This is a genomic window from Aquimarina litoralis, assembly GCF_019295435.1.
In the GTDB taxonomy this organism is placed as follows: domain Bacteria; phylum Bacteroidota; class Bacteroidia; order Flavobacteriales; family Flavobacteriaceae; genus Aquimarina; species Aquimarina litoralis_A.
The window spans coordinates 1-13,101 of sequence record NZ_WEKL01000077.1; the positions used below are offsets into that span (position 1 = coordinate 1).

Here is a 13,101-nt window from a genome sequence, read left to right on the forward strand (position 1 = left end):
CCATCCAGGCTGCAGCAAATCAGGCAGGTTTGGCTTTTGTTGATGCAAATTCTTTATTGGTAGATTTAGCTACTAACGGAATTACCTTTGATGAATTTCTTTTGGAAGATGATTTAGTGTTTGGAGGTGCATTTTCTTTAGATGGTGTACATCCAACAGCAAGAGGGTATGCCTTGTTAGCAAATGAGGCATTGCGAGCAATCAATACTACCTATGGATCGAATTTACCAATGGTAAAAGCTGCAGATTATCCTACATTTTACTCTCCGATGCTACAATAGCACATATTATATAAAATGAAAAGGCCAATAAGAATTCGTTCTTATTGGCTTTTTTATCTTATTTCTGAAAATACTCTGAGTTTGATCGTATGAACTTAAGAGTTCAGATTGTTAATCTCTAAGATATATTAATTTACTCAAGAAAGAATTCGCTAGATATATTTTACTTGTAAATAACAACATTTAACGAATTTAAAATCAAATAAAACTATTGTAGAAACTACACTTTTAGGCAGGTTGATTAGCTTTAAATTTGCCTAAGAAAAAAACAAAATAAAACAGGCTATGTTATTCATTTTAAAAGCCTATATTTGCAGCCTGAAAAAAGGTCGTATTTTATATGTAAGAAAAAGAGGCCTTTTTAAATAGTTAAATACTAAACATTAAATAGTTATATAATGTCTCAAGTTACGGGTAAAGTATCACAAATTGTAGGTCCGGTTATAGACGTAGCATTCGCTGCCGGTACTGAATTACCAAAAATTTACGATTCGTTAGAAATTAATAAAGCAGACGGTACCAAAATAGTGTTAGAGATTCAGTCTCACATTGGTGAAGATACGGTGCGTACAATTGCGATGGATTCCAGTGATGGATTAAGCAGAGGAATGGAAGCTGTTGCAACAGGAGCTCCAATTCAAATGCCAATCGGAGGAGATGTATATGGACGTCTATTTAATGTAATCGGAGATGCAATTGACGGATTAGGAGATCTTCCAAAAGCAGGAGAAAGTGGTCTTCCAATTCACCGTCAGGCACCAAAGTTTGAAGATTTATCAACTTCTACAGAAGTTTTATATACAGGAATCAAAGTAATTGATCTTATCGAGCCTTACGCTAAAGGAGGTAAGATTGGATTATTTGGTGGAGCTGGAGTAGGTAAAACTGTATTGATTCAGGAGTTGATTAACAATATTGCAAAAGGTCACGGTGGTCTTTCAGTATTCGCAGGAGTAGGAGAAAGAACGCGTGAAGGAAATGATCTACTTCGTGAGATGTTAGAATCAGGAATTATAAAGTATGGTGATGACTTTATGCATTCTATGGAAGAAGGAGGATGGGATCTTTCTAAAGTAGATAAAGAAGCAATGAAAGATTCTAAAGCTACTTTCGTATTCGGTCAGATGAATGAGCCACCAGGAGCACGTGCTCGTGTAGCACTTTCTGGACTTACAATAGCAGAATATTTCCGTGATGGAGCAGGAGATGGTCAAGGAAAAGATGTACTTTTCTTCGTAGATAATATCTTCCGTTTTACACAAGCTGGTTCTGAGGTGTCTGCACTTCTAGGGCGTATGCCATCAGCGGTAGGATATCAGCCTACATTAGCAACAGAGATGGGTGTGATGCAGGAGCGTATTACTTCTACTAAGAAAGGATCTATTACATCGGTACAGGCGGTTTATGTACCTGCAGATGATTTAACGGATCCAGCACCAGCAACTACCTTTGCTCACTTAGATGCAACGACGGTATTATCTCGTAAAATTGCTGAGCTTGGTATTTACCCAGCGGTAGATCCATTAGACTCTACATCAAGAATTCTTACTGCAGATATCTTAGGAGATGAGCATTATAATTGTGCACAACGAGTAAAAGAGTTATTACAGCGTTATAAAGAATTACAAGATATTATCGCTATTCTTGGTATGGAAGAATTATCAGAAGAGGATAAATTAGCAGTAGGACGTGCACGTCGTGTACAACGTTTCCTATCTCAGCCATTCCACGTAGCGGAGCAGTTTACTGGTATCCCAGGATGTTTAGTAGATATAAAAGATACGATCAAAGCTTTTACTATGATTATGGATGGTGAATTAGATCACTTACCAGAAGCGGCATTTAACCTTAAGGGGACGATCGAAGAAGCTATCGAAGCTGGTGAGAAAATGTTAGCTGAAGCATAATCTAGTTAATTGTTGGTAGTTGATAGTGTTAGATGTCAAATATCTATCGATCTATCAACCGACAACTAACAACAAACAACTATAAATATGTATTTAGAAATAGTAACTCCAGAAGCAGTATTGTTTAGCGGCGAAGTAACTTCGGTTGCTGTACCAGGTGTGAATGGAGAGTTTCAAATGTTAGATAATCACGCACCGATTGTTTCTTTATTAGGAAAAGGAAATGTAAAAGTGTATGGTGATATGAATTTGGAAGAAGAAGTAGTAGAGAAATTTACAAAAGAAAATGGTGTTACGCTTCTTGCCATAAATTCAGGTACAATTGAAATGAAAGATAATAAAGTAATAGTACTTGCCGACTAATTAGAAGCAAGATTATATTCACTTGATAAATAAAAAAGATGTCTTTTAAGGCATCTTTTTTATTTATGTCATTATGCTATGGTTTTTTAAAATAGGCTCTAACCCTATTTACTGCATTCTGTCTGGTATTGAAATAAAAGAAATTAAGATCTGGAATGTGGTAGTTTTTGGTATTGTAAAAGATACTTCCAAAAAAGACAGGTTTACTTACTTTAATAATTCCTTTATCAACCTTTGCATCTACTAATTCTGGATGAATTTTATCAAAGTTCCTTAGTATGCTACCCAGATTAGAAGTTTTAGGCATATAAATAGTATCTGTTTTCCAACTTAATGGATTTGTAGCAAGGAATGTATCACTTTGCTTTACTTTTTCAGCTTCTATATCTTTTCTATAGGTTCGCCAGGAAATAGAACAACCAATATCATTAGGATTCAAGCAAGGTGGTATGTTTTTAAACTCATCTTTCTTTACAATAATACCAATGAGATAGGCCGCAACAAGCCTAGAGCGTAATTTTTCATCAGTATCGATAAAGTCTTTAATTAATCGTTTCGCATGGGTGGTACCTTGACTATGTGAAGCTATAATAAAAGGTCTTTCTTTATTAAAATTCGTCAAAAAGAACCGAAATGCATTTTTTACATCCCGATAGGCAAATTCAAGAGCTTTTTTTCCCGTTTCAACATCTTTTGTGTAATATGCTTCGACATGAGCTTGTTGATACCTTGGAGCATAAACTTTTCCAGCAGCATTGAAGATGCTGGCTTGATTTAAAATCGTGGTTTCATCGGTTCTTTTATTAATGATAGAATCATTGGTGCTAGCGTTCCAATAAGTTTCACCTTTATAACCCGTTAGTGTAGTAGGGTGAACGAAGAAAACATCTACAGGTAGCTTGGATTGATCTTGTAAGGTTTTTTGTTCTGGCACACGATCAGCTGTATCATTTTTATTAGGATGTGCAGCCCACATATTTAGGTCACTATAATCTGTGGGAATATATGTTTTGGAGTTATCGAATTTATTAGTGGGAAAATAATATGCATTATTACAGGAAATACATAGTAAAGTAATAAAGATAACTAGTGTAGAGCTATATTTCATGAAAGTTGAGTTTGTACAAACCTATTAAAAATAATAAACAGATGGTACTTATTGTTTAAATGCTACTATTTACAATCTAGATTATTATATTTAATCCCTAGTACTTTTAGTAGAGAGTTTTTTATGTTTTTAAATAAAGTCTTTCCATATATTTCATCTTTTAAAAAGCATTTACAGATAGCTTCTCTTCTTAGTTTTGCTGTTGTATTTATATTGGAGTTTTTACAACCTTTTGGTGCTAATAATTTTAATCATCCTTACAAACATCTTTACTTTATTGGTTATGGAGTTATTTCTCTAGCTATATACCTTTTTATTCATCTTTTATCGATTTGGTATCATACAAATTTTAAAAGATGGAAATGGATTGAAGAATTACTATTTTCCTCTTTATATGTTACAGTGGCAATCGTTATTGCTTTTTTCTATACAGAGTTGATGATCAATAAGAGGTCTAACTTTATGATCTTTAGTTTTTTTATAAAGTGGTTTCGGTTTGTGTTCTTAGGCTTTGGAATTATTTTATCGGTTTTATCAGTTTTTCTAAGATTACATTATGGCAAAAAACAACTTCATGGTAACCAGAAAAAACCGAATGATAATAAAAAAATAGTAGTAAAGAGCACGCTAAAAAAGGAATCATTTTTAATAGTACCAGAAAATATTGTGTATGTTAAATCAGAAGATAATTATATAAATATCCATTATTTAGAGGATAATGTATTACAGAAAAAGGTAATGCGTAATACCCTTTCTTCTATACATAAACAACTGAATTATTTACTAAAAGTGCATCGATCTTATATCATCAATCCTGATTTTATAACTTCTGTTGAGGGAAATGCTCAAAAGGGAAGTGTACACTTAAAATATATAGAAGAAAAGTTACCAGTATCAAAAACGTATTTTGAATCGGTAAAATCATCCTTTATGAGTTGACCCCAAAATATAAGATTTGACCACAGAAAGTATTTGTATACCCCAAAAAATATGAATTCATAACAATGTTTTTTTTGTGATGTTGAGTACTTGTTTATTTGAAGTGTTTGTTAATTAAAAACATAAAAATGAAGAAGTTATTGAAATTCGCAAAGGCGTTTGCGTTGCTACTATTTTTGGTGCTATTAGGAAGTATTTTATATGTAAGATTTTCTAGATACACAGATACATTAATTTATCATGTAAATGGATTAGCATATGAACATTTTGAATCTAATATTCCTCATAAAGAATACTATTTTGAAGTCGACACAAATACTACTCTACATGGGGTTCTTTTTAAACCAAAAGATGAACCTATTGGAACTATCATTCATCATGCTGGTAAAGGAATGCATTTAATGTCGTCTCAACCCTATTATAAGTTATTAACAGATAGAGGCTTTCAAGTATTTGGCTATGAAAGAAGAGATTTTGGAAAATCAACAGGCATAGCAGATAATTCGTTGATACTAAAAGAAGATGTATTGTTTATGTTCGATACGATACTAAAGGATGATGCTGTACAGGGAACTCCAATTGTCATTTGGGGACAATCATTAGGTGGAGCTTTTGCAATGATGAATGCTGCAGAAAGGAATGATAAAATAGCAGGAGTTATTGTAGAAGGAACATTTAATTCGTTTCCAGATATTGGAAAGGAATATGCAAGAGCAATCAATATGGGAAATTTCAAGTGGATGATGCCCATATTAATGAATAATGACTTTCCCGCAGAGAAAGAAATACAAAAAATAAATAAACCAATACTCGTTATTCATAGTAATACTGATGAGCAAGTCCCATTTAAATTAGGAAAAAGACTTTATAAAGCTTCTGATACACTTCAATCAACTTTTTGGGAAATACAAGGGAAACATATTGCTGCACTATTTGATTATAAGGAGGAATATTTAAAACACTTTGAAAAGATGATAGACTAATAAATTATAACTCTTGATTCAGATTTAATCTGAATCAAGAGTTATTTTAGTTTATTCCTTTATAATACTTATAACTGGGTTATATTATCAATTCTGTTTTTATCTAAACGAGTGCCATATGGATCAATAGCAATATACTTAGGTAATTTATCCACAATGATTTTAACTTGAGATTTTTCAGTATTAAAATAATGTGATTCAAGATATAAAGCCTGATCACCTACTCCAATTCTTTTAGGGTGTTTATCAAATAACCCTATCTGTATTGGCTCTTGGATAGATATAGCAATTTCTTCACCTTGATTTTTGGTCTCAAATCGTTTGGTATTTATAGCTAAGACAACTTCAAACTGACCGTTTGGCAATTTATTATAAGAAGCCTTTTCAATTCTTAGATCGTAGGTAATGATACGCTTGAACCAGTCGTCTATGAGCATATGGTGTTCTTTAGGAGTTACTTTATAAACTTCATCAAGAAAGTCTAACGTAACAATCTCCAGCTCTTCTTTATTTCTATAATTATGTACTATGTTTTTAAGAATAAGATTGATTTTTTCGGCGCCGATTAATTCTTTTAAAGCTAACATTATAGTATAATCTTTACCATATAAAAGGTAGCTCTCTCCATCAGATAAGTACACTGCTGGCTCTGGTTCTGATGCATATGATCGTCCCGTAAAATATCGATTATTGGAATATTCTGATAGGTTCCATAAAGCTCCTTTACCATAGTGTTTTTCCATGACAACGATTTCAGTGTATTTTGCTAGTCCTTCTATAAAGAAACCAGCTCCATTTGTCATTTTAGGAGTTAATATATGTCCCCACCATTGATGTGCTACTTCATGAATTGTACGTTTAGCTACAAGATTAAACACATCAGGATTTCGCTGATCTAATAAGTAAAATTGATCTTCAACCATACTTATTGTACCAGGAAAAGCCTGACCGCCAAAAGGCCAATATGCTGGTATTTCTGCTATACGAAGATGATCGAACGGGTAATCGCCAAAATGCTGAATACAGTAATCAAGAGTCTCTCTACTGGCGTTCATAGTTGAATTAATATTCATGCTATGATCTGGATGGTAATATTGAGCTATTTGTATTCCATTGTGTTGATGCTTCTGTATTTTATATTTAGCAGAAAAATATCCTAGCATTGGTGATACTTTGCTATTTGTTTTATAATGATAATAGTTTCTGTTATGGTCTTTCCATTCTTTGATTAGATTTCCAGGAGCAATGGCAATTTGATCTGATTGTGTAGATACGATAGTTTCAAAAGGAACTTTACCGATAAGATTGTTAGGAATACTATGAAGATCTTTATCCTCAATAACTTCTTCTTTCAGATCAGGTAATCCACGTTTTTTTCGCTCTGAAACATTTCGGATTTCTTTACTTCTTCGATAGCCCAATGAAGGTCTAAAAGAGGAAAATGTTATATAACTTCCATTTTCTACAATAGATGCACGTCTTTCAAAACCATCATTTTGAACAGTTAGTTCGTATTTAAATTGTAACTGTTCACCAGTTAATAAAGGACTTTTTATTTTAAAGAGATATGTCTTAAAGATAGAATCGTATTCAACAAGAGTAGCATTTTGCAAAAAGACTTTTTCCAATGGTTCTCTAGGTGAAATAAAAACCAAATCGACAGGAGTATTACTTTTGTTTTTTAAGATGTAATCTGCCTTTACGGAGTATTTTTTGTCATCAGGATAAATAGCTACCTCCGTTTTTATATCCACTGGATACAGTTCTTCTAATGTATCATATTGCTTAAATTTACGCTCATAAGCTTCAGCAAGATCAAATTGCTTATTTGAAGCTTTGTATTCATTAACGATATTAGTATTGTAAAAAATTATACTTCCGGAACTGATAAAAAGAATAAGAAATCCAAAAACGATACTTTTTTCTGCTTTTTTCCAATTAGAAAACAATTGTTGAATTCTATATCTGAAATTAGAAATCACACCTCTTCTCCATAATTTAAATGCCAATAACACTAATATGCCGGCAAGTGCCATCCAATACAATGCGTACCAATGAAAAGGTTTAGGATAAGCACCATATCCATTCATATCTATATATACGATCGGTGGGGTTTTGCCTAATTGTATTAAGGAATGCTCGATTCCTATAAAATTACTTAAGGAACTACCTAAGACAAAAATCAGAACTCCTGATAGTAACATTCCGAGGTATTTATTAGAAACCAAGCTTTGGATAAACAACGCAACTACTCCATAGAAAATAAACTCTATACCCTGAAAATAGAACAGGTTAATATATTGCACCCATTCAAATTGATTATAGTTTCCAGCTATTTGAAAGCCAATAGCAATTAGGATTCCAGTTAAGATAAGTGTCATGGGTAGCAGTAATAGCGCTATATATTTTGAAAAAAAGAAGATACTATTAGATGCAGGAGTTACATCTGTAATGGTATTAAAATTTAAATTGCGTTCTCGCCATACTAATTCTCCACTATAAAAGATAATAAGAATCAAACCCAAAATAGGTAATGGATCACCTATTTGTTCAATTAAAAGATAGGTAGCCGGATAGAGACTATCGCGATAGGCTCCACCTTCATAAATCTTACTATAAATTTCGGTAAAAGCCATTACAATCCATAGTAAAAGTACAGTGATAAAGGGTAAACTTTTAAAAATGGTTTTTAATTCAAACTTTGTAAGAGATAAAAAGCCCCGTAATTGTGCCTTTTGAGTCTTGGCAAAAGTTAATGTAGGAGCATATGCTTTTTTCTCTATAATTTTATGTTGTACGTTTTTAGTTTTTTTAATTTTTTGAATTCCCTTTCGAAAAGAAAATAAGATATACGTAATAACTAATAATGTTACAGAAAATAATACCCAAATGATTTTATTCCACAAAAAGTATCCGGAGAAAGAAACAAGTTCATTATTTTTTTGAAAAGGTGTCCAATACATGGTTTGTTGGAAAAAGGCGGATAAGCCAAATGGATCTGCTATTGCTGCAATTACCATATTTTCTGGTGAAGGAGGTACTGCCTGAGCAAGCATAGGAGAATTAAGAAATATAGAACAACCCCAGTACAAAGTATAGATAGTAACAGCTCCTATATATACAATCAATGCTTTTTTTGATAGAGTTGCAAAGCAAAATAAAAGTGAGGTAAGGATAAATAAATTGGGTACTACCATAGTAGCCCATATGTATAAATAATGATACAGAACAAAGGGAGCAATACCGTCTGGATTGTTAGAAAAAAAAGTTCCTAACGCAAACCCTACAAGCATTAGTGTATAAACTAAAAGACCGATTAAAAACGTTCCCAGAAAACGGCTCCAGTAAAAAGGCGTCTTTTTTACTGATGTACTATAAATGATACCTTCAATTTGGTATTGACGATCTCTTATCATAGCATGTATACAATAAAACATGATAGCAAAGACCGATACCAAACTAAATACTCCTATAAAAAAACTAATTTGATACGGAGAATTGGTTTTTACTATTTGTGTTGCTCCTAATCTTCCTCCTGAAGACATATAAAATCCTAAAAGGAAAAAAATGGCAGAAAATATATAAAATGACAATTGTTTGGTGTGGTATTGCCATTCGAATTTAAATAGTTGAAAAAACATAATTAATATATTTTAATGTGAAACTATGACTGTAATGTGCTGAAGTATACATCTTCAAGATTTGGATCTACGGGTTCAAATCCTGCTTCCGGTTTTTCATCTGCTAATACATGAAGTTGGGTTTTCCCAGAAAAGAGACGTGTAGAAATAATAGTAAAGGCAGATTGATAACTTTTTAGATCCTGTTTTTTAATGATCTTGCGCCATACTTTGCCATCCAGTTTTTGGGTTAGTGATGCAGGAATCCCCTGCGAAATGATTTTTCCCTGATTCATTATGGCCATATTAGTACACAGATCTTTTACATCTTCTACAATATGAGTAGATAGTATAACGATAATATTTTCGCCTATCTCACTTAATAAGTTAAGGAAACGATTGCGTTCTTCTGGATCCAAACCAGCAGTGGGTTCATCTACAATGATCAGTTGAGGATTGCCTAATAAAGCTTGAGCGATACCAAATCGCTGTCGCATTCCACCAGAAAATGTGTGTACAGCCTTTTTACGATGTTGGTATAGATTGGTTTGTTGTAATAAAGCTTCAACCTGTTCTGTACGTTCTTTTTTATGGATAATTCCTTTTAGTACTGCCAGATGATCCAGAAGTCTTTGAGCAGAAACCTTTGGATATACACCAAATTCTTGAGGCAGATATCCCAGTTGGTTTCGTAACTCCTGAGGTTGTTTTAAAATATCCAAATCGTTAAATGTGATATTTCCATAACCTGGCTCTTGTAAAGTTGCAATGGTTCGCATTAAGGAAGATTTACCTGCACCATTAGGTCCTAATAGTCCAAACATGCCATTTTTAATAGTCAATGAAATGCTGTCTAAGGCCTTGACCCCATTGGTATACGTTTTAGAAATATTGTTTATCTGCAGTGTATTCATAATAATTAGTTTTGATTTGGATGCGAACCTATATCTAGAAAAGAGGGAAACACAATAATTTGTGCAGACACTACAAGATGTAAACAGATAGCTTGAAAAAAGTAACTAATGGGATTCGTAGTAAAAAACAATGTGTTTGTTTCAATTTTTCACCCATCTGTTCATATAATTATTATGATCTATATAGGATTATTACTTTTGAAAATATGATTCAATTTTTGAAAAAATACAGAGCAATTCCATATGGGTTTATCATACTTTTTGTGTTGGTAAAAGCCTTGGAGTATATAGATTTTATTAGGCTCGATCCTAAAGAAACATTAGTAAATATTATTGGTTTTATATTTTGGGGACTTATTGTCTCAGCAATAATAAATGCAATGCTTTTTCATAAAAAAGAAAGGGTTTTCTACTGGATGGTTGCTAGTTGGGCGGTTTCTCTTCTTGGATTTATTTTTGGAAAGCCAATGGAGTATAAAATTGTTATGATTACGTGTGCTTTTCTTTTTTTTATAACTAGTGTATATATCCTTTGGTCATGGTATATGCAACGATATAAGAAAAGAAGTTCTGAGACTTTCTTAAGAGAACGTAAACTATTTTTGATAAAATTGATCTTACTCTCCATTGTTTTTATCATAATGTTTGTAGTGGACCATTTAATGAATATTCCTGATAATCCTATCACATTTGTATTGCTTACATTATTTTGGATCGTGGTGTTCTATATTTTGGCACCAAAGTTTTTTCAGAAATATCGACTATTAATTATTGTGCTATATGCATCTCTTTTGATTTTTTTCTGGTTGTTTATCCTTTCTTTTGATAAAAGAACACACGAACAAAACATGGATTTGTTTCTCGTGTTTTTATTTCCAGTTCCCTTGTTTATCATATTGTGGATGTATGATCAATGGAAATGGTTTCAGAACTTGAAGGCTGATAAGGCAAAAGCAGAATTGGCATTGCTGAGACAACAAGTTAACCCTCATTTTTTCTTTAATACTCTTAATAACCTTTATGGGCTTGCAAAACGAAAATCCGATCTGGCACCAGAACTCATTCTGAAGCTGTCAGAAATCATGAGATATGTTATTTATAAGGGAAAAGAAACTGAAGTGACAATAGAAGAAGAAATAGAATATCTAGAAAATTATATAGAGCTTCAGGAAATACGTCATCACCAAAAGGTAGACATACAATTTACCAAAAACATAATGCAAAATGGAATAATGCTTCCTCCATTACTTTTTATTATTTTGCTAGAAAATGCATTTAAGCATGGTGTAGATTCATTAATGTATGATGCTTATGTCCATGTTAATCTTGAAATTGTAGATAACAAAATCATATTTGAGGTGTCTAATAATTATGATGCCTCTGCTCTAAATCAAACCCAAGGAATAGGATTAGAAAACCTAAAAAAAAGATTAAACATTATTTATGATCATTCCTATACACTTGATTTTAATATAGAAGAAGAGATCTTTAGTGCTTGTTTAACAATCAATATCTAATAATGAATTATCTTATCGTTGATGATGAACCTATTGCTCATACCATAATCGAAGATTATGCAGTATCACTCAATGATTTAAAATTGGTTGGTAATTGCTATAATGCAATAGAAGCCATGAATTTTCTGAGAAAAGAAAAAGTAGATCTTATTTTTTTAGATATTGAAATGCCAAAATTAAAAGGATTAGATTTTTTGAGAACTCTTTCTCATCCACCTGTGGTTATAATTACATCCGCATATTCAGAATTTGCCGTAGAAAGTTATGAATTAGAAGTTTGTGATTATCTGTTGAAACCATTTTCATTTGAAAGATTTCTTAAAGCGTATACCAAAGTGGTTAAAATAAAGGAACAGTCTTTATCAAAAAGTAAAACAATTGCTGAGGCAACGAATACCAGTATTTTTTTAAAAGGAGATAAAGAAACACATCATATCCAATTAGATAAAATCAAGTACTTAGAAAGTTATGGGAGTTATGTGAAACTGTATGTACAAGCCGAAATGTTGCTTATACATGAATCTATATCTCATTTTGAATCAATTTTACCAACTCATCAGTTTATCAGAGTGCATCGTTCATTCATGATTAATATCTATGCAATAAAAAGCATCATGGGTAATCAAATCAAACTCGATGATGCTACAGTTCCTATAGGTCAGTCTTATAAAGCAATTGTGAAAAAAAGACTATTCTAGAGAGTCATTAAAATATAAATAACACTCTTAACATTCAATCAATGATAGAGTAATACAGACTTAAGAATTAGCTAATCTTATCAATATAAAAGGTTATTACTTTTAAAAGCCAATAACCTAACTCTTCAATAATGAAAAAATCAATTTTAGTTACTTGTCTTTTAGCAATTCTTATGAGCTGTAGTACTACGGATGACCTTGAATTTGAAAACACTTTAATGTCAAAAGAAACGGATAGTTTCAAAAACCAAAGTTTTTACTTAGATCTTGCTTACCAACACGCTCCTGTACATTATCAGGATGTAGATCGTACAGGATCTCATGGTTTAAGTGGAAAAGCAGATTACATCACAGCTTATGATTTCGATGGTGATCTAAATGCTAAAAATAATTGGGATAATATTGCCAATTCCTCGAGAAAAGGTAAGGCTGTAGGGTATTATTCTGTTGTGGAAACCAGTACACATTATTTTATTACCTATGCTTTTTTTCATCCGAGAGATTGGACAGATATTTGGTTTTTATATCATTTTGATGAGCATGAAAATGATCTGGAAGGAGTGCTCACGATAGTTCAAAAGGATAATTCTACCTATGGTAAGGCAATTGGTGCAGTGACAGTATTTCACTCAGATTTCTATTCTTACAAAGCTGCTAACTCTGGATTGACTGATGGAGGAGAAGATATAGATGGTACATTGACTACACAAAATCATAATGGAATTAGTAGATTTAAGACTTCTGCAGAAGCAAAAGGGCATGGAATCAAGG

Annotated in this window: 9 protein-coding genes and 2 pseudogenes; 8 read left to right on the forward strand and 3 right to left on the reverse strand. The window is 32.4% G+C overall.

Annotation, left to right across the window (positions count from 1 at the left end; genetic code table 11):
- The 3 genes and pseudogenes from GBO31_RS22655 to GBO31_RS22665 all read left to right on the forward strand — a co-directional run.
- Positions 1-281 (forward strand): annotated as a pseudogene (locus GBO31_RS22655) (G-D-S-L family lipolytic protein); the annotation flags it as partial.
- 398 nt (positions 282-679) lie between these two features.
- Positions 680-2,188, forward strand: coding sequence for a F0F1 ATP synthase subunit beta (gene atpD / locus GBO31_RS22660; protein WP_219010888.1), 1,509 nt, complete (start codon positions 680-682; stop codon positions 2,186-2,188).
- A gap of 87 nt (positions 2,189-2,275) precedes the next feature.
- Complete coding sequence (locus GBO31_RS22665) at positions 2,276-2,551, forward strand: F0F1 ATP synthase subunit epsilon (protein ID WP_219010889.1); 276 nt, start codon at positions 2,276-2,278, stop codon at positions 2,549-2,551.
- 76 nt (positions 2,552-2,627) lie between these two features.
- Here the strand turns inward: GBO31_RS22665 and GBO31_RS22670 are convergent, their stop codons facing one another.
- A complete protein-coding gene (locus tag GBO31_RS22670) occupies positions 2,628-3,659 on the reverse strand; it encodes a DUF3089 domain-containing protein (RefSeq protein ID WP_219010890.1) in 1,032 nt (343 codons plus the stop codon).
- Between the two features lie 123 nt (positions 3,660-3,782).
- On the opposite strand from GBO31_RS22670, the gene GBO31_RS22675 reads away from it, so the two are divergent.
- Both GBO31_RS22675 and GBO31_RS22680 read left to right on the forward strand, forming a co-directional pair.
- Complete coding sequence (locus tag GBO31_RS22675) at positions 3,783-4,598, forward strand: LytR/AlgR family response regulator transcription factor (RefSeq protein ID WP_219010891.1); 816 nt, start codon at positions 3,783-3,785, stop codon at positions 4,596-4,598.
- A gap of 128 nt (positions 4,599-4,726) precedes the next feature.
- The gene (locus GBO31_RS22680) at positions 4,727-5,581 is read left to right on the forward strand and encodes an alpha/beta hydrolase (RefSeq protein ID WP_219010892.1); all 855 of its coding nucleotides are present in this window, start codon (positions 4,727-4,729) and stop codon (positions 5,579-5,581) included.
- 68 nt (positions 5,582-5,649) lie between these two features.
- Here GBO31_RS22680 and GBO31_RS22685 read toward each other — a convergent pair whose 3' ends face one another.
- Positions 5,650-9,222 (reverse strand): M1 family aminopeptidase, encoded by a 3,573-nt coding sequence (locus GBO31_RS22685; RefSeq protein ID WP_219010893.1) that lies wholly within the window; start codon positions 9,220-9,222, stop codon positions 5,650-5,652.
- 23 nt (positions 9,223-9,245) lie between these two features.
- Complete coding sequence (locus tag GBO31_RS22690) at positions 9,246-10,115, reverse strand: ABC transporter ATP-binding protein (protein ID WP_219010894.1); 870 nt, start codon at positions 10,113-10,115, stop codon at positions 9,246-9,248.
- A 218-nt stretch (positions 10,116-10,333) separates the two neighbouring features.
- On the opposite strand from GBO31_RS22690, the gene GBO31_RS22695 reads away from it, so the two are divergent.
- The 3 genes and pseudogenes from GBO31_RS22695 to GBO31_RS22705 form a co-directional block, all read left to right on the forward strand.
- Positions 10,334-11,632, forward strand: a complete 1,299-nt coding sequence (locus tag GBO31_RS22695; protein WP_219010895.1) for a sensor histidine kinase — start codon at positions 10,334-10,336, stop codon at positions 11,630-11,632.
- Positions 11,633-11,634: 2 nt separating this feature from the next.
- A complete protein-coding gene (locus tag GBO31_RS22700; protein WP_219010896.1) occupies positions 11,635-12,330 on the forward strand; it encodes a LytR/AlgR family response regulator transcription factor in 696 nt (231 codons plus the stop codon).
- A 131-nt stretch (positions 12,331-12,461) separates the two neighbouring features.
- Positions 12,462-13,101, forward strand: a pseudogene (locus GBO31_RS22705) (hypothetical protein); the annotation flags it as partial.